A 25371-nucleotide genomic window follows, 5' to 3' on the forward strand; every position below is an offset into this window, starting at 1 on the left:
TCTCCTTACACAGTTCCTTTTTCATACATTGCACGATTGCGTTCTTTATCTTGTTTTCTTTTTGCTTTTTCAATTTCTTTATTTCTAAACTCAAGCACACTAAATTTAAACCATAATAATGTCGGACTTGCAACAAAGATAGAGCTTAAAGTTCCCGCTATAATACCTACAATTAAAGCCAAAGAAAATCCTTGTATCATTTCCCCGCCAAAGAAATAAAGTATCACAACGGTTGCTAAAGTCAACCCTGAAGTTAAAACCGTTCTTGATAAAGTTGCTGAAACACTTTCATTAATAATAGGTGCAAGTTCGGTTTTTTTACTTGTTTTAATACCTTCTCTGATTCTATCAAAAATAATAATTGTATCATTCAAAGAGTATCCAAGCACAGTTAAAACAGCAGCCAAAGTATCTAAATTGACATCAATTTTAAATAAAGAAATTGCTCCTAAAGTAATCACAACATCATGAATTTCACTGATTATAGCCGCAAGAGCAAAACGCCACTCAAAACGCAACGCTATATAAATTAAAATTGCTATCAAAGATACAGCTATAGCCATAAGTCCTTTATTTCTAAGTTCATCACCTACTTTTGGTCCTACCACATCAGCACGACGCACCTCAAATTTTCCCGTATCCTTTAAAAGAGTGCTTATATGCTCGCCTATATCATTGCTTACATTATCATTACTTCCTAAAAAGCGTATAGTTACTTCTTCATTGCTTCCAAACTCAGTTACAGATAAATTTTGAAAAGTTCCTTGATTTTCTAAAATTTCTCGAATTTGCGTTATAGGAGCTGCATTTTCATATTTAAGCTGAACTAAAGTTCCTCCGCTAAAATCAATGCCATATTGTAAACCCCTATCCCAAAGTAAATAAATAGAACCAAAAAACAAAATAAAAGAAAGGGAAATAGCAGCAAAACGCATTCTCATAAAATCATAAATTTTCTTTTCGCTAAAAAACTGCATTATCTTCTCCTATAGCCAAACCAAAATCTTGTATTATTATTTTTTTCTATGCGTTGCATAAAATAATCAAACATTCCGTGAGTTCCTAAAATAGCTGTAATCATAGAAACAACGATACCAATTCCCAAAGTCACAGCAAAACCTTTAACTGCTCCTGTTCCATAGGCATAAAGTGCTACCGAAGTAACTAAAGAAGTGATATTTGAATCTATAATCGCACTCATAGCATTTTTATAACCTTGTTCTATACTAACTCTTATATTTACTCCATCTCGCAAGAGTTCTCGTATACGCTCATTGATAATCACATTTGCATCTACTGCCATACCCACAGTTAAAACAAGTCCTGCCATCCCTGGTAAAGTTAAAGTTGCTCCAAACATAGCCATAACAGCAACTACTACCAAAACATTAACTAGCATTGCAATATTTGCAAAAATTCCTGCCACACCGTAATACATCATCATAAATACTACAATAAAAACCGATGCACCGATTAAGGCTATCATACTCATTTTAATACTATCAGCACCTAAAGATGGTCCTATGCTTCTTTGTTCAAGTAATTTTACAGGCGCAAGCAAAGCTCCACTTCTTAAAGCTACCGCCACATCGCGTGCTTCTTCTTGAGTAAAAGCTCCACTGATTTGCCCACTACCTCCGCCTATGCGTTCATTGATAGATGGAGCAGAATATACTTTATTATCAAGTACAATAGCAAGACGCTTTCCAACATTTGCTCCTGTATAATCAGCAAATTTTTTAGAACCCTCGGCATTTAAAGTAAAATTAATCACAGGATAATTACTCTTATCACTAATCCCTACTCTAGCATCAGTAAGCATAGATCCATCTAAAATAGGTATACTTTTTAAGGTATATTTTAAATTTGGATTTCTAGAATCAGGCACTAAAATCAGTCCATAACTCGCAGCCTCAGCGTCGCTCATTGTGGAAGCTTGACCCATTTTAGAATCATCAACTTCCATAAGTTGTAAATGTGCTGCTTTTGTGATGCGTTCTTTTGCTCTTAGTTCATCTTCTTTGGTTTTAATCCCTGCAAGTTCAACCAAAATCTTATCATTACCTTGCTTAGCAACTGTTGGCTCTGCTAAACCAAATTGATCAAGCCTATTTCTTATGGTTTCAACTGCTTGCAAAAGTGCAAAATTTTCTATATTTTTTACTTCTTCTGAGGTAAAAGAAATTTTATAGTGCATATTTTCACTTTGTATATTAATTCCTTTTATTTCTTTAAGCAAATTTTCAACTTTTGCAATATCCGCATTATCAAGCAAAGTAAATTCTAAAATATCATCATGGGTATTTAAGCCGTCATTTAAAATATTTTCTTTATTAAAAGAATAACTCAATGAAGATGCAATTGATTTTATTTTAGATTTTACAGCTTCTTCATTATCTACACCTAAGAGCATATAAAGCCCACCTTGCAAATCAAGCCCTAAATTAATCTTCACACCACGTTCTGACTGCAAAAAAGAAGGGAGTGAAAAAGCCACTCCAAAAATAAATACCGCTATAAAAATAATCAAGCGATAATTGATTTTAGAATTACGCATCAATTTTCTTTGCTATAAATTCTCTTGAAATTTTTGCAGTAACATTGTCTTCATTAAGCTTAACTTTGATAAAATCCTCCTCTGGTTTTACGACTTCACAAATAAGTCCGCCATTAGTGATGATTTTATCTCCTTTTTGCAAAGACTCAAGCATTTGTTTATGTGCTTTTGCTTGTTTTTGTTGCGGTCTGATCACCAAGAAATAAAAAATTGCAAATAACACTACAAGAGGTAATAATGAAGTTAAAATTGAATTTTCTGCCATATTTTTCCTTTATTCCAAAAAAATTAAACACTAATTCTATCATTTTTAAAATAATAAAAGTCTTTTTTATTGCAATTTTACTTTCAAATTCTATTTATCTATCATTTTTTGAAAATATTTTTACACAAACCATTAGCCCATTTTTAGCTATTTACGGGTTAGTTTTACTTCTAAAAAGTAAAAATTCTAAACAATATTTTTGGATAGGTTTTTTTGTAGGGATTCTTTGGTTTTGGTGGATTGGTTTATCTTCAATTTATTTTAATCTAAACTATTTAGTACCAATTATACCAATTATCATTGGTTTTATTTATGGACTACTTTTTAGATTATGTTATTTATTAAAATTTGATTTTTTAAGACTTTGTGGAATTTTTTGCATAAGTTTTATCCATCCTTTAGGATTTGATTGGCTTAATTGGGGAATTTTTACAGTTTATGGTTTTTTTGACCCAAGTTATCGTGGTATTATTTGCATATTTTTAATAGCATATTTCATCTATGAGGGTTATATATCAAGATATTATAAAATAGCAATTGTTCTTGTTTTATTCTTTAGTGGATTTCAATATAATGAAAAACAAGCTCAAACTCTTAATTTAAACTACAAACTCATCAATACTAATATCTCTCAAGATCAAAAATTTTTACAAGAAAATTTAAAATCAAATTCTGATATCCTAATTCAAGATATATTTCAAGCTATAAATGAAAAAAAAGAACTTGTAATCTTGCCTGAAACCGCTTTTGCTTTTGATTTAAAAAATACCAAATATGAACTTATGCTTAAAGAATTATCTTATAAAATTACCATTATTACGGGAGCATTTTATACTGAAAAAGAGCAAACTTACAATAGCACGTATATCTTTAAAAAAGGCAATGTCTATATTTTAAATAAGCATTTTTTAGTTCCCTTTGGTGAAGAAATTCCATTTTTTAAAGACTTAATAAAAAAATATTTTCTTAAAAATATTGAAGAATTTTCCCAAGGTCCTATACAAAGCAAATATAAATTAGACAATCAAATTATTACAAATGCAATTTGTTATGAAGCTACCAAAGAACAAAACTATCAAAATTCACAAATTATTATAGCTCTAAGCAACAATGCTTGGTTTAATAATAGCAGCGAATACAAACTCCAACAACTCTTAATGAAATTTTATGCAAGTAAATATGGGGTTAGTGTTTATCATGCTACAAATGGTAAAGAGAATATAGTTATACTCCCTAAAAAGCTTTTAAGTAAAGATTGGAAAAAATTTATCCAAAGAAATATTTAATGATAAAAAATAATATTAAAATTTTAATTTTAAAGTAATTTAAGTTATTTTATATTATAATTCTGTCAAATAATATTTTGACTTAGAGGGGTTTTTACCCCAAAGCTAAATTAATTTAGCTTCCTTCCTAACTTTTATATTTATGGGGGATATTGAAAAATATCCCTCTAAGTCAAAAATTAATACAACTTCATTAATTCTTTATAATTATACAAGCCTTATTTAAGCTTGTATAATATTGTTAATTTTTTAAAGCAGCTTTTTAAACTGTTCTAGAGCATCAAGTTGTTCCCAAGGATAGTCCTTTTGTCCTACTTGCCCACGAGCCGCTACATCCGCATAAAGAAAAGTTTCTTTACTTGGTTTATCCAGATGAAATTTATCACGGATCCAATTTGGCGTTAAAGAGAAGTTTTGCATAACAAAATCACTTAAAACATCATCATTTACACTGGTATTTGTGCCCATACAATCCACACTTACCGAAGTAGGTTTTGCAACACCTATAGCATAACTAAGTTGAACAATACATTTTTTAGCAAGCCCTGCTGCAACTATATTTTTAGCTAGCCATCTACCTGCATAAAGTCCACTTCTATCAACTTTAGTATAATCTTTGCTCGATTGTGCGCCACCACCTATTGGAGAATAACCTCCAAAACTATCTACTATAAGTTTTCTTCCTGTTAAACCACTATCATGTAAAGAAGAATGATTAATATATTTACCAGTTGGATTGATTAAAATTCTAGTCTTATTAGGGTCAAAAAGTTCTTTTGGTAAATTACTATCTAAGATAAGTTTCATCACCAAAGATCTTAAATCTTCTATTTTCATACTTTCAACACAAGGCGCAGAAACTACTATAGTATGAATACTTTGCGGTTTGCAATTTTCAAAATTCGCCTTAGTGCCATAATCAATAGTTACTTGAGTTTTAATATCCACGCCAAGTTCGTGTGGATTTGCTTTTGCATAAGCGTAGACTTTATCACATAGCATTCTTGCATAGCTAATGGCTGCTGGCATGTATTCTTCAGCCTCACAACTTGCAAAACCAAACATAATGCCTTGATCACCTGCTCCTGTTTCGCCATCTTCTTGATCAACACCTTGATTGATATCAGGGCTTTGTTCATTTAAAAACACCATAACATCAACTTCATCAGGATGCAAACACTGCTCTTTGTTAAAATGCCCTGCCCCATCATAACCAATGTTTTTTAAAACATCTTTAACTAAATTATCGTAATCAGCTTTACTAAGTTTGTGATTTGACTTAACTTCGCCTCCTATCACAACCTTATTTCCTGCGACAAAAACCTCACTCGCCACCCTTGAATTTTTGTCATTTTTCAAGAGTATATCCACTATCGTATCAGCGATTATATCAGCGCACTTGTCTGGATGACCTGCACTTACGACTTCTGAAGTGAATAGATACATAAAAAGTCCTTTCATTTAAAATGAACCACAATTGTATCCAAATAAACTTATCAAAGCTTGATAAATTAAAAATTCTCTAAAATTAAGCAAAAATTAGCTAAAATCAACTTCTGATATAAAAAATATTTAAAAGGTTTTTATGTTTTCTAAAATCATTCAAAGCTACGCTAAAGGCAACCTCATAGTTCAAATTTGCATAGGTATAGTACTAGGAATACTTATAGGCATTAGTTCTAAAGAAATATCTGAAATTGCAAATTTACTCGGAATACTTTTTACAAGTGCCTTAAAAGCTATCGCTCCTATGCTTGTTTTTGTTTTGATTTTAACTTCAATTTGCACTAAAGATTTTTCTCAAAGTGGTGCTAAGATCAAAAATATTATCATTTTATATATAGTAGGCACCTTTCTTGCTTCAGCTTGTGCGGTTCTTGCTAATTTTTTCTTTCCTGTAAAGCTTGTTTTAGATGGAATTCAAACCGCTACAAACTCATCTCCAACCCACATGAGTGAGATTTTTAAAGATCTTTTATTTAAAATTGTCGATAATCCTATAAATGCTCTTTCAAGTGGGAATTATTTAGGAATTTTAACCTGGGCAATAGCTGGAGGCATAGCATTAAAACACTGCTCTAACGAAGTAAAACAAGTTTTTATAGATATCAATGAAGGGGTTTTGAAAATTGTTAAATTTGTAGTAAAACTTGCTCCTTTTGGAATTTTTGGACTTGTGGCTAATTCTGTAGCACAAACAGGAGCACAAGGCTTACTAAGCTATATAAAACTTTTATTTTTACTTGTAGCTACTATGCTTTTTGTTACTTTTGTTATCAATGCCTTAATAGTTTTTTTTTATACAAGAAAAAATCCTTTTCCTTTGATTTTTATCTGCTTAAGACACAGTGCATTTTTTGCTTTTTTCACAAGAAGTTCAGCGGCAAATATCCCTGTTAATATGGCACTTTGCGCCAAACTTGGCATAGATAAAGAATTTTATGGCATTTCTATACCTTTAGGAGCTACTATCAACATGGCAGGAGCGGCAGTTACTATAGCTATTTTAAGTCTTACTACAGCCAATACCGTTGGTATAGAAATCAGTCTTTTGCAAGCCCTTTTATTAAGCATTATTGCCACCTTTGCAGCTTGCGGGGCTAGCGGAGTTGCGGGTGGATCCTTACTGCTTATACCTTTGGCTTGTTCTTTATTTAATATAGACTATGATATTGCTATGAAGGTAGTTGCCATAGGTTTTATTATAGGGGTTATTCAAGATAGTGTTGAAACTGCTTTAAATAGTTCTACAGATGTTCTTTTTACAGCAATTTGTTCTAAAAATGAATTAAATTATAATATCAAATAAGGTAAAAGCATGCGTCATCTCATCACTACAGAGGATTTTAATAAAGTCGAAATTATGGAGCTTTTTAAAGAAGCAAGTGATTTCTTAGATGAAAAACCTAGAACTTTTCTTAAAGGAAAAAGTATCACGACAATTTTTTTTGAAAACTCTACACGCACCCTTTCATCTTTTGAAAGCGCTGCAAGAAGATTAGGTGCTAGGGTTTTACGCCTTGATGTTTCAAGATCAAGCTCTAGCAAAGGAGAAACTCTTTATGATACTGCTGCTAATTTAGATGCCATGAGTCCTAATGCTATTGTTATAAGACACGCAAACTCAGGAGTTCCTTTGATATTGGCAAAGCATATGCATTGTCCAGTTGTTAATGGAGGAGATGGAAAACACGCCCATCCTACCCAAGCTTTGCTAGATTTATTCACTATTTATAATCATTTTCAAGGCGATGTCAAAGGTAAGAAAATTTGCATCGTAGGTGATATTAAAAATTCCCGTGTTGCAGCGTCCAATATAGAACTTTTAAGCAGATTTAATCTTGATATTACCCTAGTAGCTCCACCACATTTTATGCCCAATACCCATCTTAAAAAACATTATAAGCTTGATGAGAATATCATAGCAAATTCAGATATTATCATGAGTCTTAGAACACAAACAGAAAGACATAATAAAACCGTTTATGCTTCACTTAAAGACTACGCAAATGATTTTTGCATTCAAAAAAGCTTAGTAAAAGATAAAAAGCTTATTTTACTACATCCAGGCCCTGTAAATCGCAATATTGACATAAGCGATGAAATGATGAGTGATGAAAGAACTTTAGTTTTAAAACAAGTTAAAAATGGAGTGGCCATTAGAATGGCTGTTCTTAAAAAACTCATATTAGAAAATGAAGGATAAAAAATGTTAGAATGGGATTTAAGTGCTTTATTTCACAATAAAGAAGCGTTGCAAAATTTTACACAAGATCAAATCCAACAAAGTTTAAATTTTAAAAAAGACTATGAAAATAAACTCTATACATTAAATGCTAATGAGTTTTTACAAGCTTTAAAAGATTATGAAAATTTAAATCAAGCTCTTGGCAAAATCATGACTTATGCTTATTTGCTTTTTGCTAAAAACACTCAAAATGGTTCTTTTTACGCACAATACGAAGAAGAATGCAAAAAAATAGAAGAAAATTTACTCTTTTTCGAGCTTGAATTTTGTGAGTTAGTTCCTGAAAAAAGTCAAGAATTTACAACTTTTTGTAAAGATTATGATTTTTATCTTTCTAATTTATTGCAAAACAAACGCTATAATCTTAGCAAAAACGAAGAACGCATTATGCTCTATCTTTCAAATACAGGTGCAAATGCTTTTAGTAGGCTTTTTGATGAAAGTATGAGTGCTTTAAAAATCCCTTTTGAAGGTAAAAAACTTAGCGAAGAAGAAATTCTAAGCAAAATGTATGACGAAGATAGAAAAATACGCAAAAAAGCTGCTAAAAAATTCAGTAAAGTTTTGCAAAAAAATAGCAGACTTTTAAGTTTTATTATCAATATGATAAAAACAGAAAGAAAAAATATAAGCTTATTAAGAGGTTATGAAAATGCTGAAATTTCAAGACATATCAGCAATCAAATTTCGCAAAAAAGCGTTGATTCCTTGATAGCAAGTGCGCAAAAACATTTTAACCTAGTATCGCAATTTTACAAAAGAAAAAAACAAATTTTGGGCTATGATGAGCTTAAAGACTATGATAGATATGCACCCATAGGAAAAGAAGCAAGTTTTGATTTTAAAACAAGTAAAAATATTGTTTTAGAGGCATTTCAAGCTTTTTCTCCGCAATTTTATGATATAGCAAAAAATGCTTTTAATCAAGGCTGGATTGATGTTTATCCACAAGAAAATAAACAAGGGGGTGCTTTTTCACATTCTGCAACTTCTGATGCGCATCCTTTTGTTTTATTAAACTACACCGATAAAAGGCGTGATCTTTTTACACTTGCACATGAATTAGGACACACTATCCATCAAAAACTTTCTTACAATGTAAGCTACTTAAATCAAAACACACCTTTAACCACCGCAGAAACAGCTTCAGTTTTTGCCGAAATGCTCGTATTTGATTTTATTAAAGATAAGTTAAAAAAAGAAGAACTCCTATCTTTATATGCAAATAAAATCGAAGATATTTTTGCAACTTTTTATAGACAAATTAATTTTACTTGTTTTGAAAGACGCTTACATGCTCAAGAAAATGAATTAAGCACCGAAGAAATCAATAAAATTTGGATGGAAGAATCTCAAAAAATGTTTCAAGATAGCGTAAAACTTACAAAAAATTATGCTTCTTGGTGGAGTTATATTCCTCATTTTATCCATTCTCCTTTTTACTGCTATGCTTATGCTTATGCCCAACTTTTAGTTTTAGCTCTTTATGGACTTTACAAAAGCAAAAAATGTGAAAATTTTAAAGAACTTTATATCAAAATGCTTTCTTTAGGTGGAAGTGTGAGTCCAAAAGAACTAGTAGGAATGTTTGGATTTGATATAGAAGATGAAAATTTTTGGGAAATAGGCATAAAAGAAATTCAAAAACTCATCAATGAATTTATGGAGTTACAATCATGCTAGAAACAATCTTAAAAAATAAAAATTTTATCCATACCATGCAAAAGCATTGTTATGAAGTTATTTCACACCTTATAGAAGAAAATATAGAATTTTCTATAGTTGCAAATACAAATTTCATAGATTTCAACCCTGAACTTCCCAAAGAGCTTGATGTTAAACAAAATCCTTATGCTCTTTTTGCCCTTGGAGGATACACCTTTGAATCCATACAGCTAAATAAAGATTTCATTCAATTTCACGCAGGTTTTGGTAATGATGATTTTGATAGTTTTGTAAAGGTTGATTTAGGAGCTATCACGCAAATTCAAATAGAAAATAGCATTTTATTTGTTAATTTTAGCCTTTATAAACGTGAAAATAGTAAAAATTTACAAAAATCTAAAAATATATTTTTAAATAATCCAAAAAATAAAGATATTTTCAAAAAATGAATCTATTTGAAGATTTAAATGATAGCCAAAAACAAGCGGTAAGCCACATTGATGGAGCTATGCTTATCCTAGCAGGTGCAGGTAGTGGAAAAACCAAAACTATCACCACTCGTCTTGCTTATCTTATCGGTGAAGTAGGCATCCCCTCGCATAACACTCTTACTCTTACTTTTACGAATAAAGCAGCTAGTGTTATGCGTCATAGAGCATTAAATTTTCTACAAGGTAATCACAATCCTTTGCTTTGCACCTTTCACAAATTTGGACTTTTATTTTTAAAACTACACTTTGAAAGATTGGAGCGTAAAAATAGTTTTATTGTTATCGATACAGATGATACAAAAAAAATAATTAAAGATTTAATCCATGATAAAAACAAAGATAATGTCTATGATATTATCAAATACATATCTTATTGTAAAAATGAAGGCAAAAGAGTAAGCAATGTCTTTGAAGATTTAAATTTACTAAAAGAACATAATTTTGAAAAATATCAAAATGAATACAAATTTGCCAACTATTACCGTGCTTATGAAGAATACTTATTAAAGCAAAATTTTGTAGATTTTGATGATCTTTTATTGCTAAGCAATCTCATTTTGGAAAATGATATAAATTTTGCCAAAGAACAAAGCTTACTTTATAATTACATTACAGTTGATGAGTATCAAGATACTAATACCTTGCAATATAAAATTCTAAAAAATCTATGTTGTATGCATGAAAATATCACAGTTGTTGGTGATGATGATCAAAGTATTTATAGTTGGCGTGGAGCAAAAATTGAAAATATTTTAAATTTTCAAAACGATTTTAAAAATGTTAAACTTGTAAAACTTGAACAAAACTATCGTTCAGTAGGGACTATTTTACAAGCAGCAAATAATCTCATATCTCACAATGAGCAACGACTTGGAAAAACTTTAATCTGCACTAAAGATACTGGGGAAAATATTAAAATATTAAAAAACGAAAACGAAAAAGATGAAGGTTTATATATCGCTCAAGAAGTGAAAAAATTGCTAAATTCTGGAGTAGAAGCTAAAGAGATCGCCGTTTTATTTCGAGTTAATGCACTATCAAGAGCAATAGAAGAAGCATTTATGAAGGAAAAAATTTCTTATAAACTGCTTAGCGGTATGCGTTTTTATGAAAGATTAGAAATAAAAGATTTAATCTCGTATCTTAGACTTATCTTAAATCCAAACGATGATTTGTCATTTAGGCGTATTATTAATCGCCCTAAAAGATCCATAGGAGAAAAAGCCCTAAAAAATTTAGAAGAATATGCAAAAAAACGTCAAATTTCACTTTTTGATGCCTTATGTGAAAGCGATGGCGGTGTAGGAATTTTAACAACAAAAAAAGCACAAAATGAAGCAAATATTTTTATACAAAATATTCACACTCTAAAAAGCTACGATAATGCAAAAAAGGTTTTTGATAATATAGAAGAATTATTTAAAATCAAAGATTATTTTTCAGAGCAAGATGATGGAGATGAAAGAATCAGAAATCTTGATGAGTTTTATGCTAATCTAAGAGAAAAACTCAAAGAAGATCCCGAAGCTTCTTTAGAAGATCTACTTAGTGAAATTTCTTTATTAAGTGATCAAGATAATTTAGATGAAGAATGTGTTTGCTTGATGAGTATTCATGCTAGCAAAGGTTTGGAATTTGATTATGTTTTTATAATAGGCTTTGATGAAGGATTTTTTCCTTTAAATAGCGAAGAAAATCTCGAAGAAGAACGCCGTCTTGCTTATGTTGCCATCACTCGCGCCAAAAAATTTCTCACAATAAGTGTTGCAAATTCTCGTTTTTATCATGGTTCAAGAGCAAATATCAATCCTAGTCGCTTCTTAGAAGAAAGTAAATTAATCAATGAAAAATCAAAAAATCAAAATATACAAAAAACTAGCTTTTGTAAAGGAGATCTAGTTAAACATAAAATTTTTGGCATTGGTAGGGTTGTTGAAGTTAATAAAAGCGGAAAAGAGGAAAAGCTTAATATTAATTTTGGTGGTATAATGCGTGTAATCATGGCAAGCTTTGTGGAAAAAGCAGTATGAACAAGATCTTTGCAGCCTTTAAACCAAGGGGTTTGAGCTCTAATGCCTTTTTAAGCACTTTAAAGAAAAAATATAAAAATAAAAAAGCAGGATATTCTGGCACTCTTGATCCTTTCGCCAAAGGGATTTTAATCGTTGCATTTGGACAATACACAAAACTTTTCCGTTTTTTAAAAAAAACTCCAAAAACCTATAAAGCTACTTTATGGCTTGGAGTTTACTCCTTAAGTCTTGATGATCAAAATATAAAAGAAATTAAAAATATAAAAGAATTTGATCTTGCAAATTTACAACAAATCGTTGATCAAATGCAAGGAATTATCTCCTATACACCACCGCAATTTAGCGCCAAAAGAATCAATGGAACTCGCGCCTATGAACTTGCAAAAAAAGGTATAGAAGTAAATTTAAAACCTTGTCAAATGGAAGTATTTGATTGCAAGATCTTAAGCTATAATCATCCTTTTTTAAATATTGAAATCACAGTCAGTGAAGGTGCTTATATAAGATCTTATTGCGAACTTTTTGCTAGAAAACTAGGTATTAATGCGACTTTAAGCTCTTTAGAGCGCATTAAAGAAGGTAAATTTGTTTATAATAATGAGAAAAGCTTAAATGTGTTAAAATACATTAACCTAAAGCCAAATTTTATCAAGAATTTAAGTAAACTCGAAAATGGTGCTAAAATTTTTGTCGAAGAATTAGAATTTCATGATGAAGGAGATTATTATATTGAAACAGAAAAATATTTTAGCGTAATTAATATTAAAGAAAATACAGTAAAATATCTTCTGAATAAGGTTGAAAAATGTTAATATTATCAAGAAAAGAAAATGAAAGTATAATTATCGGAGAAGGTATAGAAATCAAAGTCGTTCAAACAGGGAAAGGATATGCCAAAATAGGCATAGAAGCTCCAAAATCTCTTATGATACTTAGAAAAGAACTTGTTCAACAAGTAAAGGATGAAAATTTGCATTCTGTTGTTCAGAATGATATTAAACTTGATGACTTAAGCAAAAAACTAATCAAATGAAAGCTTACGCTAAAGCAAATATTTTTTTAAAACTTACCGGTTTTGACTCAAGAAAATATCATCTTTTAGAATCACGATTTATACTTTTAAAAGATCTTTTTGATGAGCTTGAGCTTGTTGATAAAGAATCAGACTCTAAAAAAGAATTTGAAATCATTAGTAATTTTAAATGCGAAAATAATATTATTCAAAAGGCTTATTTGCTACTTTCTAAAAGATATAATAACGAATTAAAAGAATTATTTAGCAAAAAAAGCCTAAAACTCACAAAAAATATCCCAGTATGTGCTGGGCTTGGTGGTGGAAGTAGCGATTGTGCGAGTTTTTTACTACTAATGAATGAAACCCTAAATTTAAAATTAAACCTACAAGAACTTATAAATTTAAGCATACAACTAGGAAGTGATATTGCCTTTTTTTTAAGTGGCTTTCACTCTGCTAATGTAAGTGGCTGTGGTGAAATTATAAAAGAATTTGAAGATGACATACCTAATTTAAAATGGACTTTTCCACAAATATCTTGCCAAACTAAAGCTGTTTATGATGAATTTGATAGAGGAATATTTGACTTTCAAAAAAACAATAATCAAGCGCAAATCTACAAAAAACTCAGCACAAAAGAGTTGTTACAAAACTTTAAAAACAAAGAATTAAATGATTTATTTACTCCTTGTGCAACTTTATATCCTAAAATGAAGTCTTACTTACAAGAAGATTTTTTTCTAAGCGGTAGCGGTAGTAGTGTTTTTAAGGTTGATCGATGAAAATTATTGCGAGAAATAAAAAAGCTTTATTTGATTATAGCATCATAGAACGCTTTGAAGCCGGAATTGTCCTTAAGGGAAGTGAAGTTGTAGCTTTAAGAGCAGGAAGAGCAAATCTTAAAGACTCTTTTGTTCGCATTATAAAAAATGAGATTTTTTTACTTAATTCTCATATTTCATTGCTTCATACTACACATTCTTTCTATAAACACGAAGAAAGAGATGCTAGAAAGCTTTTAATGCATAGAAAGCAAATTGATAAATTATTAGGTAAAGTAAGTATAGAAGGATATACTATCGTTGCATTAGATCTTTATTTTAACACAAAAAATAAAGTAAAAGCCACTCTTGCTTTAGCTAAAGGGAAAAATTTGCACGACAAGCGTGAAACTTTAAAGAAAAAGCAAGCCGATTTAGAAGCTAGAGCTGCTATGAAAAATTATAAATAAAGGAAATTAAATGAAAAAAATTTTAACCCTATTTTTAATAAGTTTAGCATTTTTTCTTAATGCTTGCTCCAAAGAAGAAGAAATTCAAAATGATTTTATGTTTGAAGAGTATCACAAAGGAGATAAAATAGTATTAAATAGTGTAAATGGTGGAAGCAAAACTTTAATAAGAACAGATAAAGGTTTTGTGGTAGAAGGAGAGGAAGGAAAAGTTCTAATGTTTGATTTTTTTGGCACTTTTTGCACCCCATGCAAAGAAGAAGCTTTAGATCTTAGCAAACTTTGGAAAAATAATTCTAGCAAATTTATCATTATAGGACTTACACATTTTGAAGATGTTAGCGATGAAACAGTTAAAAAATTCGCAGATGATTATGGTGCTTACTATTTTCTAAGCAATGGCAGCTCTAACGATCGTATTATTGCTCAAATTTTAAAAGATATAGACTATCAAAATATGGAGCAACTTCCTTTTAAAGTTGTTTTAAAAAATGGAATTTATCAAAAAATAAGCGATTACTGGAATAATAATACTCCAACAAATTTTTATCTTGGCAAAATTCCAACAGAACTCATGCAAGAAGATTTAAATAAAATCTACAAAGGAAAATAATGCCAAAAACCCAAACTCTAGAGCAAATAAAACTTAGTGAACCAAAAATGTATAAAGTTATACTCTTAAATGATGATGTAACAACCATGGATTTTGTCATAGAAATTTTGATGAATATTTTTCATCAAAACCTTGAAAAAGCAAGTCAAACAATGTTAGAAATTCATCACAATGGTTCTGGAATTTGTGGCATTTACACTCAAGAAATAGCTCTTTCAAAACAAAAAAAAGTTATAGATGCGGCTAAACTTGCTAATTTTCCACTACAAGCAAAGGTGGAAGAAGAATGAAATACCAAGAAAATTTACAAAAATATCTTGATAATGCCAAAAATCTAAGCTTAATAAACCACCATGAATTTGTTACCTGTGAGCATGTACTGTTTGCATTACTAAAACTAAGCACTGATTTTAAGGATATATTTGAAGAATTTTCAGATGGAGATCTTGAACTTCTAGAAACTGAATTAAAAAATTACATTTCTCAAAACAATCAAATTATTAAACAAGAAATAGAACCTACAATATCTGTTGTTTTAGATGAAATCTTACTTTCACTTAAAAATAAAAATAATGAAATTAAAATTATAGATTTTTTAGAAAAGCTCATACAGGATTCAAGAAGTTATTCTAGCTATCTCTTAAAAAAACACAACATAAATCTTAACAAAATTCAAGAACTTCAAAATCATGAAAATATACAAAATTTAAGCAACCACACAAGTGATTTAACACTTTTAGCTCAAAATGGCAAGATTGATCCTTTAATAGGAAGAAAATTTGAACTTGAAAGAATGATGCAAATTCTTTCACGTCGCAAGAAAAATAATCCTATTTTAGTAGGAGAGGCAGGAGTTGGCAAAACGGCCATTGTAGAAGGATTAGCATTGGCTATTGCGGAAAAAAAGGTGCCTAAAAACTTACAAAATGCAAAAATTTTTAGTCTTGATATGGCTAGTATACTTGCGGGAACAAAATACCGTGGAGATTTTGAGAAAAGAATTAAAGAAATTTTAAATGAACTTGAGAAAATACCCAATGCTATTTTATTTATTGATGAAATTCACACTATAGTAGGAGCTGGAAGTACAGGAGAATCTCATACTGATTTTTCCAATCTTTTAAAACCGGCTCTAAGTAATGGAACTTTAAAATGCATAGGTGCAACAACTTTTATGGAATATAAAAATACTTTTGATAAAAATAAACCCCTAAGTCGCCGTTTTGCTAAAATAAATGTAGATGAACCAAGCCAAGAAGAAAGCTTGCAAATTCTGAAAGGATTAAAAAACAAATATGAAGAATTTCATCATATAAAATTAAACGATGAAATTCTTCAATATGCTGTAATTTGGGGTAAAAAATTTTTTAATGATAAATTTTTACCTGATTGTGCTATAGATCTGGTCGATGAACTTGGTGCTTCTTTTGCTTTAAATCCAAAAGCTAAAAAAAATGCCAATTTAAAAGATTTAGAAAATGTTTTAGCAAAAATGACCCACCATCACAAAATGTTTGAATTCGATCAAAATAAAGCTTTAATGAATTTAAAAACAAATTTAAAAGCAAAAATTTTTGGCCAAGATGAAGTTATAGATAGCCTTGTTTCATCACTTAAGCAAAGTTTCGCAGGATTTAAAAATTCCAATACACCACGCGGAGTGTTTTTGTTTACTGGATCAAGTGGAGTTGGAAAAACAGAACTTTGCAAAGCTTTAGCTGAATTTTTAGGTTTAAATTTAGAACGCTTTGATATGAGTGAATATGCAGAAAAACATGCTATAAGTAAACTAATAGGATCTCCAGCTGGATATATAGGTTTTGAAGAGGGTGGACTTTTAAGCAATGCTATCCGCAAAAATCCTTTCAGTCTTGTTCTTTTTGACGAAATAGAAAAGGCTCATCCTGATTTAAGTAATACCTTTTTACAGATTTTTGACAATGCTGAACTCACCGACAATAGCGGTCTTAAAGTAGATTTTAAAAATACAATCATTATTATGACATCCAATCTAGGACTTAAAGAAAGCAATGAGCTTGGTTTTTTAAGTAAAAATGAAGAAAAAAGTAATCGTGCTATCAAAGATTTTTTTGCTCCAGAATTTATTAATCGCATTGATAAAATTTTACATTTTAATGATTTAAACGATGCTATACTTGTTAAAATTATCGAAAAAGAACTTGATGAAATTTCTAAAAATTTAAATAATATAAAATTATCAGTGGATGATAAAGCTAAAATTTATTTAGCTAAAAAAGCCTATAATAAAGAATTTGGAGTAAGGCTTTTAAAACGCATAATTTCTGAGGAGATAGGAGAAAAAATCAGTGATGAAATTTTATTCGGAAAGCTTAAAAAAGGCGGTATAGCTAAAATCAAACTTGGTAAAAATGGAAAGCTCGAATTTATATTCTAAATTACTCAATGCACCTAAAAATGCCCCTGTATTTTTAAGTCAAAATTTAGAAGCTGATTTTATTGTAAAAGCTTATACTTTTGGTCTATTCCCATGGACAAGTAAACCTGTAACTTGGTGGTGTCCAGATCCTAGATGCATTTTAATTCCAAATCAAATTCACATCCAAAAAAATATGAAAAAATTTATTAATCTCTATCAAATTAAACTTGATTATGATTTTTTAAAATTAATTACATTATGTCGCGATACACGCTCTCAAAGCTGGATAGATGATGAATTTATTACCACTTATTATAAGTTATTTACCCAAGGCTATGCGCATAGCCTTGAACTTTATGAAAATAATGAACTTATAGGTGGAATTTATGGTTTAATTTTAGGCAAGGTTTTCTTTGGTGAAAGCATGGTAAGCATTAAAAAAAATGCATCTAAAGTTGCCATGATTAAACTTTGTGATTTATTAAAACCTTATGATTTTATCATAGATTGTCAAGTTTATAACCAACATTTAGAATTTATGGGTGCTCATAATATTTCTAGGAAAGAATTTTTAAATATTTTAAAAGAAAAATGCAATCAAGAAAGTGGTTTTAAAAATTTTAAAGATTTAATTACTTAAAAAATAAGCGTGAAAATCACGCTTATGACATTGCTTTAGCAACTTCAGCAGAGCTTTCACGAATTTTCTCCATACATTCTCTTGCTTCTTTTGCAAGTTCAACACTCTGATTAACATCCTCTAAACCGCTTTTAATACTCTCAACCACTTGTGATGTAACATTACGAATAGAATTAATCGTAGTGGTAATTTCATTAACTGAATGCCCTGTTCTTTCAGCTAAATTTCTTACTTCATCAGCAACAACAGCAAAACCTCTACCATGTTCACCAGCACGTGCTGCCTCAATAGCAGCATTTAAAGCAAGCAGATTAGTCTGATCAGCAATATCACTAATAGTCTGAATAATAGATTTAATTTCATCTGATTGTTGATTTAATGAGGAAACAAGATTTGAACTTTGAGACATCATATCAGCAATATTCTGAACATTTGAAACAGTGTTTTCAATTACACGATCTCCATCTTGAGTAAGATTATCATTTTTTTCTGCAAGTTCGCTTATGAGGCGAAGTTTTTCTTGATCTTTTTTAACTTGTTCGCTTATATCTGTAGCAAATTTAATAACCTTGTAAATTTTCCCATCATCATTTTTAACCGGATTATAACTTGCTTCAAGGTATACTTTTTTATTATTTCTTCCGTATCTTATATATTTACCTGATTGAAATTTGCCCTCTCTTAAATCTTCCCAAAATTGAACATAGTCCTTAGAGTGTCTATAATTAGAATCACAGAACATACTATGATGCTTTCCTTTAATCTCATCAATATTAAAATCCATAGTTCTTAAAAAATTTTCATTAGCCGTAATAATAGTCCCATCAGGTTTAAATTCAATAATAGCCATAGAACGATTAGCAGCAGCAATAGTATTTCTAAGATCAAGCATTTCATAATGTCTTTGAGTTATATCATTGGCAAATTTAATAATTTTATAAACATGACCATTATTATCACTAATTGGAAGATAATTTGCTTCTAAATAAACATCTATCCCTCCCTTAGCTATACGTCCAAAAAGACCACTTCTAGCTTTTCCATCTCTTAAATCTTTCCAAAAATCACTATATGCTGAAGAATTAACAACTTCAGGCAAACAAAACATACTATGATGCTTGCCCTTGATCTCTGAAAGGGAGTATTTCATAGTTGTTAAAAAATTTTGATTTGCCTCTAAAATAACGCCATCGGTGGTAAATTCAATTACCGCCATGGTATTCCCAATAGATCTTAAAATATCTCCTAAACCATTACACTTTTTTTCAAGTTGTTCAATTATTTCAGTATTGTTTTTCTTAGCACCAAACATAAAACTCACCTTTTTAATAATAAATTATTTTAAAATTATATCATATTTATATAGTATTATTTACTTAAAATTATATTAATTTATAAGTTAAATATATCTTTTAAACCTACAATAATCATCTTAAACCCCATAGCAGCAATAAATACTTGTGCTATACGAGAAAAAACATGTAAAATCAATTTTCCAACTATTTTTTCTATAGTAGCTGCAAAATGAAAAAGTATAAACATAAAAATAAAAGCTATCATTACTCCGCCAAGAGCAACATCAAGCCCACCATCTTCGGCTATAACGATAATACTAGCTAAAGTTCCAGGCCCAACAAGCATAGGAAATGCCATAGGTATTAAACTCTGTCTTAAAATTTCCTTATCATCTATATCCTGATAAGAACTAAAATCCTTAGTTGCAATTTTTGTTGAAAAAAGTAAATTTTTAATAGCCATTATAATAAGGACTAAGCCACCAGAAACCCTTAAATCATCTAATGAAACTCTAAAAATATAGTTCATAAATAAAGGTCCTGATAGTAAAAATACCAAAACTATAGTAAAAGCTGTATAGAGAATAGTTCTAAAAAGTTTTTTTCGAAGCATTAAAGGCAATCCATCACTCATAGCCAAAAATTGAGTTAAATTACCAAAAGGATTTAAGATGGCAAGTAAAGTAATTGCAGCAAAAAATATCAAATAAAGCTCAGAACCCATACTAGAAAACACTATCAATCCTTAGTTTTTACAAATTCCAAAGAAATAGAATTTACACAATGTCTTACATTTTTAGCAGAAAACCCTTCTCCTTCAAAAACATGACCTAAATGTCCATTGCAGTTTGCACACACAATCTCGGTTCTAATCCCATCTTTATCAGGAATTCTTTTAATAGCCCCTCTTATTTCATCATCAAAGCTAGGCCATCCACAACCTGATTTAAATTTATCTTCGGATTTATAAAGCGAAGCTCCACATTGCTTGCATTGATAAATTCCTTTTTCATAAAAATCATTATATTTCCCACTAAAAGGAGCTTCTGTTCCTTTATTTAAAATTACTTTTTTTTCTTCTTCATTTAATTCTTTCATGATCTACCCTTGTAAAATAATTTTTATATTATATAATTAAAATTTCAATTTTAAATGATAAATTTTTATAATTTTCAAGAAAGTTTTAAATGCAAAAAGAATTTTTTCAAGAGCTTCAAAATATTTTATATGAAAAAAATACAAATATAAAATTTCACTCTTTTCAAAATTTTTATGAAGACTTTAAAAGCCACAAATTTATTTTTAATCACGAGAATCAAAGCATTTTCAAAAAAAATACATCACAACAAATTACCTTACTTCATCCTACGCGTATAAGAAGACCTAAATTTGTCAATTCAACTCATGCGCTTGCTAAAATAATTCATTCAGTCGCTCATATAGAATTTAATGCAATTAACCTGGCTTTAGATGCGAGTTATCGCTTTAAAAATCTACCTTTGCAATTTTATTACGATTGGCTGGAGGTAGCAGATGAGGAAATTAAACATTTCAAACTTTTAAATTCAGTACTTGAAGAACTTGGTTACAAATATGGAGATTTTCCAGTGCATGATAATTTAGAATCTGCTCTAGAAGCTACGAAAGACTCTTTAAGCTTTAGAATGGGAGTAGTTCATAGAGGTTTAGAAGCTAAAGGGCTTGATGCCAACCCATTTGTTGTTCAAAAACTTGAAAGCTCCAATCACTCCATTAAAAATCTTTTAATGGAATATCTTGAAATTATACTTAATGATGAAATAAAACACGTTAAAAAAGGAGATACTTGGTGGAAATTTTCAAATCAAAACAAGTATGATTTTATCGAGCTTTGCAAAACATTTAAACAATTCTCTCTTGCAGGAAAAAAACTTAACATTCAGGCAAGAATCAAAGCTGGTTTCACTCAAGAAGAATGCGAAGTCATTGAAAAATTTTACTCTTGATTTCTTATCTTAAATTTTGAAACAATAATGGTATATAAAACCCGAATAATTCCATAAAGCACATACAAGCTTGCTAAAATTACTAAACTTTCAAGGGGATAAAGATATAAAAATGAAAATATTATAATTAATATAATTAAAACTTTTAAAACGCTAGAACGATTAAAATCAAGCTTTTTAAAGCTGGGATAGCGTATATTACTTACCATTAAAAGCCCCAAAATTGCTTGAAGCACCAAAAAAACTACACCATAAGGCTTTAAAAAATCATAACTGATAAACGCATAAGTCCATATAGCACTCACAACTGCTGCAGTAGGTATAGGAAGACCTATAAAAACAGAAGGTTCATAAGTGCCTGTGGTAACATTAAATCTCGCCAAACGAATGGCTCCAAAAACCACAAAAAAAGCCGTAATCAAAGATCCAAGTTTTCCAAAATCATAACCTATAGCCATATAAAAAAGAACCGCTGGAGCAACTCCAAAAGCTACTAGATCAGCTAAAGAATCAAATTCTACTCCAAATTTTGAAGTAGAATTTGTAAGTCTTGCAACACGGCCATCAAGCCCATCGCAAATCAAAGATAAAATAATATAAATCAAAGCTGTATAATAATTTCCATGTATTGAAGCTATAATAGAAATAACCCCTAAAAAAGCTGAAGCAGCTGTAAAAAGATTGGGTAAAATATAGATTAATTGCGGTCTGTTATTCATTATTTTTCCTTACGCAAAATAGCCTAACAATGAACCTGCTTTAATTTCATCATTTAAGCCTATATGAATTCTAGTATCTTTTGGCAAAAGTAAACTTATAGAGCCATTAATTAAAAAACCCATTCTATCTCCTGCTTTTAAATCATGAGAAATATTATCGAGCTTTAATTTTCTATCAAAAGAACCTGCATAAATTCGCAAAGCTATCGTTTTATTCTCTTTAACTTTTGCCAAAATAAAAGCTCTTTCATTCATCATTTTTGCAGATTTTAATTCACTGCACAAAAAAAGCCCGTGTCGTAAACGAATATCTATTATAGACATTGCAAAAGGTGTATTAAAATTCCCAGCATCATAAAGAGCATTTTTAATAGTAATTTCAACACATTCACCTAAATCTTTATGATGAATATTTTCTATTTTAGTAACCCTGCCATCTATAGGTGCAAAAATAGCTTTTTCATCACTACAAACAAGTTCTCTTTTGGGTGCTCTAAAAAGAAAAATACAAATTACAATTAATGCTAATAGTAGGATGGAAAAAGAATAAAAAATCCACACAAAAATAAAAATCAAGCTTAAAATAATAAGACTTAAATATCCATCTTTTGCAATAAAATCTTTCATTCTTCTACTTTAACTTCAATTTTAACTTCTTCGAGCTCTTGCAAACGAGTTGGTAGACTATTTTGTTCCTCAAACTCTTTAATAATCTCACGCACTTTAGCGCCTTCAATAGTCTCTTCTTCATAAAGGGCTGCTACCATAGTCTCAATCGCTCCTTTATAAGTATTTAAAGTATCTTTAACATCTTTATAGCGTTCATCTAAGGTTTTCTTTACATAATCATCTAAAGATTCTGCCATCTTTTCAGAATAATCTTTTATGGTTTGTCCACCACTTAAGAAAGTATTTCTTTGTTTTTCAAGCACCATAAGTCCTGCAATTTCACTCATACCATACATAGAAACCATAGCTTTTATGATATCAGTTGCTCTTTCTAAATCATTACTTGCACCCGTTGAAATTTCACCTATAAACACTTCTTCAGCTGCACGACCACCCAAAAGTACATCTACTTCAGCGATAAGCTCATGTTTTTGCATTAAAAATTTATTTTCCTCAGGAGTATTTAAAGTATAACCTAAAGCCGCAAGACCACGCGGAATCACAGAAACCTTACTTACACGTTTTGCACCTTTGGTAGTTTCAGCGATTAAAGCATGACCACATTCATGATAAGTAACAATTTTCTTTTCTTTTTCATTAATACGACGTGATTTCTTCTCAAGTCCTGCTATAGCTCTTTCAACAGCTTCAACTAAATCATTTTGTTCTACATATTTTTTAGAATCCCTACCCGCTAAAAGCGCCGCTTCATTAATAATATTTGCAAGATCAGCTCCTGCAAGTCCTGCGGTTAAGCGTGCTATGTCTTCTACCTTAACTTTTGGGGAGATTTTTACATCTTTCATGTGCACTTTTAAAATATCACACCTACCTTTAAAATCAGGTTTATCAACCAAAACTTGTCTATCAAACCTTCCTGGTCTTAAAAGTGCTGCATCTAAAACTTCTGGGCGATTTGTTGCTGCTAAAACAATGACTGGGGAACTTTCTGTCCCAAAGCCATCCATTTCAGCCAAAAGCTGATTTAAAGTTTGTTCTCTTTCATCGTTTCCACCCATCATGCCACTTGCCGCACGACTTTTACCAATAGCATCTATTTCATCTATGAAAACAATAGCAGGAGCTTCTTTTTTTGCATTTTCAAACAAATCTCTCACACGAGAAGCGCCTACACCCACAAACATTTCTATAAAAGACGAGCCTGAAACACTAAAAAACGGCACATCAGCTTCACCTGCAACTGCTTTTGCAAGCAAGGTTTTTCCTGTACCTGGAGGCCCAACAAGCAAAAGCCCTTTTGGAATTTTCGCTCCCAATTTAATATATCTTTCAGGATACTTTAAAAAATCTACAATTTCTTTTACTTCTTCTTTAGCTTCTTCAACACCAGCTACATCGCTAAATTTTACTTTAGGTTTTTCTGAATTTACAAGTTTCTTAGAACTTCCTATACCCAATATAGAACTTCCCATATTTTTTTGCATACGACTTGCCAAAAACATCCAAATACCAAAGAAAATAAATACTGGCAAAACCCATGAAAAAAGTATATCCGTAAACCAATTTGTTTCAGAATACGCACCATAAGCGATATTTTTACTATCTAGTAAACTCACAAGCTCAGGATCGTTAACTTTTTTTGCTGTATAAACAGTATTGTGAGAGCTTGAAATTGCTTTGATTGTTGTTTGTCCTATACTAACTTGATTGATTTGTCCATTTTCAATAAGCTTTTTTAACTCAGAATAAGGGACATTTTTATTTACTTCATTACCATTCAATGCCCCACCAAAAGAACCATTGCCATCAAAAAATCCCTTAAAAATAATTATCATTACAATTGCAAAAATCGCAAAAATAAAAATGGGATTTTTGTTAAAAAAATTATTACCCTGCGGATTACCCTTATTATTTGGGGTATTATTATTCATTACTTATCCTTTTTATTGTTTTTATATACAAAACTACACCACTCATTGATTTGCATTTCATCAATGAGTTCTAAATCTTGAAATTTTTCTTTAATTCTTGTTGAATATTTATCTAAAATTCCTGACAAAATAAGTATAGCATTATCTTCTAAATGGTTTTTAATATCTTTTTCTAAAATTAAAATCACATCTGCAATGATATTTGCAACAATTAGGTTATATAAACCATTTGCTTTATCTATAGATCCACACCAAGTCTTATGAAAATCGACATCATTTAATCTTGCATTTTCCAAAGAACTATCGATAGCCAACTCATCAGTATCACAAATTTCAACATTACAACCAAACTTTGCCATGATAATACCTAAAATTCCACTACCGCAACCAAGATCTAAGGCTCTTAATTTACTTTTAGAAAATTTTTGTAAAAATTTTACACAAGAATATGTGCTTTCATGATGTCCTGAGCCAAAGGCTAAGGCTGGATTAATCTTTATATTTATATAATTCTTTTTTTCTTCTTGCCAAGTGGTATGGATATAAACATTATCCACCAAAATAGGTTTTATGCCGTTTTTATATTCTTGTATCCAGTCCTTGTTTTCTTTCTCTACAAGACTTAAATTAGAAATAATTTTATGGTTTAAATTGAAAGTAGTTGTAAGTTTTTGAGCAAATATTTCAAGTGCCCATGAAAGCTCTTCTAAACTCTCATGGGATCTAATATAAACACCATTATCTTTCTCTTCTATAGCTTCTATACCTAAATCAAAAGCAAAATCAAGAAATAAATTTTTATACTGCTCTTCTACGATAAAGAACAATTCGTAATATTTTTTTTGCATTTAGAATTTTAAAAATCAGCC

The 25371-nt window shown here is 30.2% G+C and carries 25 protein-coding genes and 1 pseudogene; 15 read left to right on the forward strand and 11 right to left on the reverse strand.

All coding sequences use genetic code 11. From position 1 onward, the window contains the following. Positions 1-5 precede the first annotated feature (5 nt). The 3 genes from secF to yajC are packed head-to-tail and all read right to left on the reverse strand — an operon-like array spanning position 6 to position 2822. Positions 6-977: a protein translocase subunit SecF gene (secF, locus tag AJ884_RS01205; protein ID WP_002858025.1), complete on the reverse strand. Its 972-nt coding sequence runs from the start codon at positions 975-977 to the stop codon at positions 6-8. Further along, positions 977-2557, reverse strand: a complete 1581-nt coding sequence (gene secD, locus AJ884_RS01210; RefSeq protein WP_070240191.1) for a protein translocase subunit SecD — start codon at positions 2555-2557, stop codon at positions 977-979. Before secD ends, secF begins: the two co-directional genes overlap by 1 nt. Then, positions 2550-2822, reverse strand: coding sequence for a preprotein translocase subunit YajC (yajC, locus tag AJ884_RS01215; RefSeq protein ID WP_002786346.1), 273 nt, complete (start codon positions 2820-2822; stop codon positions 2550-2552). The genes secD and yajC overlap by 8 nt, the downstream gene beginning before the upstream one ends. Here yajC and AJ884_RS01220 point away from each other — a divergent pair. Next, positions 2795-4121: pseudogene (locus AJ884_RS01220) on the forward strand (apolipoprotein N-acyltransferase). The gene yajC and the pseudogene AJ884_RS01220 overlap by 28 nt on opposite strands. 236 nt (positions 4122-4357) lie before the next feature. Here the strand turns inward: AJ884_RS01220 and metK are convergent. Beyond that, positions 4358-5554, reverse strand: a complete 1197-nt coding sequence (gene metK, locus AJ884_RS01225) for a methionine adenosyltransferase (RefSeq protein WP_002861817.1) — start codon at positions 5552-5554, stop codon at positions 4358-4360. Between the two features lie 139 nt (positions 5555-5693). On the opposite strand from metK, the gene sstT reads away from it, so the two are divergent. The 13 genes from sstT to aat are packed head-to-tail and all read left to right on the forward strand — an operon-like array spanning position 5694 to position 17942. After that, complete coding sequence (gene sstT / locus AJ884_RS01230; protein ID WP_044780199.1) at positions 5694-6917, forward strand: serine/threonine transporter SstT; 1224 nt, start codon at positions 5694-5696, stop codon at positions 6915-6917. 9 nt (positions 6918-6926) lie between these two features. Next, complete coding sequence (locus AJ884_RS01235; protein WP_070233044.1) at positions 6927-7814, forward strand: aspartate carbamoyltransferase catalytic subunit; 888 nt, start codon at positions 6927-6929, stop codon at positions 7812-7814. Between the two features lie 3 nt (positions 7815-7817). Next, positions 7818-9539 (forward strand): M3 family oligoendopeptidase, encoded by a 1722-nt coding sequence (locus AJ884_RS01240; RefSeq protein WP_044779149.1) that lies wholly within the window; start codon positions 7818-7820, stop codon positions 9537-9539. After that, entirely contained in the window at positions 9533-9970 is a 438-nt protein-coding gene (locus AJ884_RS01245; RefSeq protein WP_044779148.1) for a hypothetical protein, read from the forward strand. Before AJ884_RS01240 ends, AJ884_RS01245 begins: the two co-directional genes overlap by 7 nt. Further along, on the forward strand, positions 9967-12042 hold the full coding sequence (locus tag AJ884_RS01250) for an ATP-dependent helicase (protein ID WP_002866122.1): 2076 nt from the start codon (positions 9967-9969) through the stop codon (positions 12040-12042). The genes AJ884_RS01245 and AJ884_RS01250 overlap by 4 nt, the downstream gene beginning before the upstream one ends. Next, positions 12039-12857, forward strand: coding sequence for a tRNA pseudouridine(55) synthase TruB (gene truB, locus AJ884_RS01255; protein ID WP_002870522.1), 819 nt, complete (start codon positions 12039-12041; stop codon positions 12855-12857). The genes AJ884_RS01250 and truB overlap by 4 nt, the downstream gene beginning before the upstream one ends. Then, on the forward strand, positions 12851-13078 hold the full coding sequence (gene csrA, locus AJ884_RS01260) for a carbon storage regulator CsrA (protein ID WP_002852854.1): 228 nt from the start codon (positions 12851-12853) through the stop codon (positions 13076-13078). Before truB ends, csrA begins: the two co-directional genes overlap by 7 nt. Then, positions 13075-13842 carry a 4-(cytidine 5'-diphospho)-2-C-methyl-D-erythritol kinase gene (locus AJ884_RS01265; protein ID WP_002870521.1) on the forward strand — a complete coding sequence of 256 codons (768 nt, stop codon included), beginning with the start codon at positions 13075-13077 and terminating at the stop codon, positions 13840-13842. Before csrA ends, AJ884_RS01265 begins: the two co-directional genes overlap by 4 nt. Beyond that, positions 13839-14291, forward strand: coding sequence for an SsrA-binding protein SmpB (gene smpB / locus AJ884_RS01270; protein WP_044779146.1), 453 nt, complete (start codon positions 13839-13841; stop codon positions 14289-14291). The genes AJ884_RS01265 and smpB overlap by 4 nt, the downstream gene beginning before the upstream one ends. A 10-nt stretch (positions 14292-14301) precedes the next feature. After that, positions 14302-14904, forward strand: a complete 603-nt coding sequence (locus AJ884_RS01275) for a TlpA disulfide reductase family protein (RefSeq protein ID WP_002888338.1) — start codon at positions 14302-14304, stop codon at positions 14902-14904. After that, positions 14904-15194, forward strand: coding sequence for an ATP-dependent Clp protease adaptor ClpS (locus tag AJ884_RS01280; RefSeq protein WP_044779145.1), 291 nt, complete (start codon positions 14904-14906; stop codon positions 15192-15194). Before AJ884_RS01275 ends, AJ884_RS01280 begins: the two co-directional genes overlap by 1 nt. Next, positions 15191-17320, forward strand: a complete 2130-nt coding sequence (locus tag AJ884_RS01285) for an AAA family ATPase (protein ID WP_070233040.1) — start codon at positions 15191-15193, stop codon at positions 17318-17320. The genes AJ884_RS01280 and AJ884_RS01285 overlap by 4 nt, the downstream gene beginning before the upstream one ends. Next, on the forward strand, positions 17295-17942 hold the full coding sequence (gene aat, locus AJ884_RS01290; protein ID WP_002826100.1) for a leucyl/phenylalanyl-tRNA--protein transferase: 648 nt from the start codon (positions 17295-17297) through the stop codon (positions 17940-17942). Before AJ884_RS01285 ends, aat begins: the two co-directional genes overlap by 26 nt. Before the next feature lie 22 nt (positions 17943-17964). On the opposite strand, the gene cetZ is transcribed toward aat, so the two are convergent. The 3 genes from cetZ to AJ884_RS01305 form a co-directional block, all read right to left on the reverse strand. Then, complete coding sequence (gene cetZ, locus AJ884_RS01295; protein ID WP_070233038.1) at positions 17965-19254, reverse strand: energy taxis response protein CetZ; 1290 nt, start codon at positions 19252-19254, stop codon at positions 17965-17967. 80 nt (positions 19255-19334) lie between these two features. Next, positions 19335-19961 (reverse strand): MarC family protein, encoded by a 627-nt coding sequence (locus AJ884_RS01300; RefSeq protein WP_074470041.1) that lies wholly within the window; start codon positions 19959-19961, stop codon positions 19335-19337. A gap of 14 nt (positions 19962-19975) precedes the next feature. Further along, positions 19976-20335 (reverse strand): methionine-R-sulfoxide reductase, encoded by a 360-nt coding sequence (locus AJ884_RS01305; protein WP_002861829.1) that lies wholly within the window; start codon positions 20333-20335, stop codon positions 19976-19978. 89 nt (positions 20336-20424) lie between these two features. Between AJ884_RS01305 and AJ884_RS01310 the strand changes: the two genes are divergently transcribed. Then, the gene (locus tag AJ884_RS01310) at positions 20425-21222 is read left to right on the forward strand and encodes a ferritin-like domain-containing protein (protein ID WP_002870517.1); all 798 of its coding nucleotides are present in this window, start codon (positions 20425-20427) and stop codon (positions 21220-21222) included. Here AJ884_RS01310 and pssA read toward each other — a convergent pair. Genes pssA through AJ884_RS01330 form a run of 4 tightly spaced genes read right to left on the reverse strand, consistent with a single transcriptional unit; the run spans position 21213 to position 25350 of the window. After that, complete coding sequence (gene pssA / locus AJ884_RS01315) at positions 21213-21941, reverse strand: CDP-diacylglycerol--serine O-phosphatidyltransferase (protein ID WP_002859122.1); 729 nt, start codon at positions 21939-21941, stop codon at positions 21213-21215. The two genes, AJ884_RS01310 and pssA, sit on opposite strands and share 10 nt — an antisense overlap. Positions 21942-21950: 9 nt before the next feature. Further along, a complete protein-coding gene (locus tag AJ884_RS01320) occupies positions 21951-22568 on the reverse strand; it encodes a phosphatidylserine decarboxylase (RefSeq protein ID WP_044779141.1) in 618 nt (205 codons plus the stop codon). Beyond that, entirely contained in the window at positions 22565-24502 is a 1938-nt protein-coding gene (ftsH, locus tag AJ884_RS01325) for an ATP-dependent zinc metalloprotease FtsH (protein WP_070233034.1), read from the reverse strand. Before ftsH ends, AJ884_RS01320 begins: the two co-directional genes overlap by 4 nt. Then, positions 24502-25350: a 50S ribosomal protein L11 methyltransferase gene (locus tag AJ884_RS01330; RefSeq protein ID WP_002861833.1), complete on the reverse strand. Its 849-nt coding sequence runs from the start codon at positions 25348-25350 to the stop codon at positions 24502-24504. Before AJ884_RS01330 ends, ftsH begins: the two co-directional genes overlap by 1 nt. Positions 25351-25371: the final 21 nt, after the last annotated feature.

It is taken from the genome of Campylobacter sp. BCW_6463 (assembly GCF_001762785.1).
GTDB lineage: Bacteria > Campylobacterota > Campylobacteria > Campylobacterales > Campylobacteraceae > Campylobacter_D > Campylobacter_D jejuni.

Excerpts from the sequence above, each read along its gene's own strand:
- secF (WP_002858025.1), bottom strand. The coding sequence starts at position 977 with ATGCAGTTTTTTAGCGAAAAGAAAATTTATGATTTTATGAGAATGCGT.
- secD (WP_070240191.1), bottom strand. The coding sequence starts at position 2,557 with ATGCGTAATTCTAAAATCAATTATCGCTTGATTATTTTTATAGCGGTA.
- yajC (WP_002786346.1), bottom strand. The coding sequence starts at position 2,822 with ATGGCAGAAAATTCAATTTTAACTTCATTATTACCTCTTGTAGTGTTA.
- metK (WP_002861817.1), bottom strand. The coding sequence starts at position 5,554 with ATGTATCTATTCACTTCAGAAGTCGTAAGTGCAGGTCATCCAGACAAG.
- sstT (WP_044780199.1), top strand. The coding sequence starts at position 5,694 with ATGTTTTCTAAAATCATTCAAAGCTACGCTAAAGGCAACCTCATAGTT.
- AJ884_RS01235 (WP_070233044.1), top strand. The coding sequence starts at position 6,927 with ATGCGTCATCTCATCACTACAGAGGATTTTAATAAAGTCGAAATTATG.
- AJ884_RS01240 (WP_044779149.1), top strand. The coding sequence starts at position 7,818 with ATGTTAGAATGGGATTTAAGTGCTTTATTTCACAATAAAGAAGCGTTG.
- AJ884_RS01245 (WP_044779148.1), top strand. The coding sequence starts at position 9,533 with ATGCTAGAAACAATCTTAAAAAATAAAAATTTTATCCATACCATGCAA.
- AJ884_RS01250 (WP_002866122.1), top strand. The coding sequence starts at position 9,967 with ATGAATCTATTTGAAGATTTAAATGATAGCCAAAAACAAGCGGTAAGC.
- truB (WP_002870522.1), top strand. The coding sequence starts at position 12,039 with ATGAACAAGATCTTTGCAGCCTTTAAACCAAGGGGTTTGAGCTCTAAT.
- csrA (WP_002852854.1), top strand. The coding sequence starts at position 12,851 with ATGTTAATATTATCAAGAAAAGAAAATGAAAGTATAATTATCGGAGAA.
- AJ884_RS01265 (WP_002870521.1), top strand. The coding sequence starts at position 13,075 with ATGAAAGCTTACGCTAAAGCAAATATTTTTTTAAAACTTACCGGTTTT.
- smpB (WP_044779146.1), top strand. The coding sequence starts at position 13,839 with ATGAAAATTATTGCGAGAAATAAAAAAGCTTTATTTGATTATAGCATC.
- AJ884_RS01275 (WP_002888338.1), top strand. The coding sequence starts at position 14,302 with ATGAAAAAAATTTTAACCCTATTTTTAATAAGTTTAGCATTTTTTCTT.
- AJ884_RS01280 (WP_044779145.1), top strand. The coding sequence starts at position 14,904 with ATGCCAAAAACCCAAACTCTAGAGCAAATAAAACTTAGTGAACCAAAA.
- AJ884_RS01285 (WP_070233040.1), top strand. The coding sequence starts at position 15,191 with ATGAAATACCAAGAAAATTTACAAAAATATCTTGATAATGCCAAAAAT.
- aat (WP_002826100.1), top strand. The coding sequence starts at position 17,295 with ATGGAAAGCTCGAATTTATATTCTAAATTACTCAATGCACCTAAAAAT.
- cetZ (WP_070233038.1), bottom strand. The coding sequence starts at position 19,254 with ATGTTTGGTGCTAAGAAAAACAATACTGAAATAATTGAACAACTTGAA.
- AJ884_RS01300 (WP_074470041.1), bottom strand. The coding sequence starts at position 19,961 with ATGGGTTCTGAGCTTTATTTGATATTTTTTGCTGCAATTACTTTACTT.
- AJ884_RS01305 (WP_002861829.1), bottom strand. The coding sequence starts at position 20,335 with ATGAAAGAATTAAATGAAGAAGAAAAAAAAGTAATTTTAAATAAAGGA.
- AJ884_RS01310 (WP_002870517.1), top strand. The coding sequence starts at position 20,425 with ATGCAAAAAGAATTTTTTCAAGAGCTTCAAAATATTTTATATGAAAAA.
- pssA (WP_002859122.1), bottom strand. The coding sequence starts at position 21,941 with ATGAATAACAGACCGCAATTAATCTATATTTTACCCAATCTTTTTACA.
- AJ884_RS01320 (WP_044779141.1), bottom strand. The coding sequence starts at position 22,568 with ATGAAAGATTTTATTGCAAAAGATGGATATTTAAGTCTTATTATTTTA.
- ftsH (WP_070233034.1), bottom strand. The coding sequence starts at position 24,502 with ATGAATAATAATACCCCAAATAATAAGGGTAATCCGCAGGGTAATAAT.
- AJ884_RS01330 (WP_002861833.1), bottom strand. The coding sequence starts at position 25,350 with ATGCAAAAAAAATATTACGAATTGTTCTTTATCGTAGAAGAGCAGTAT.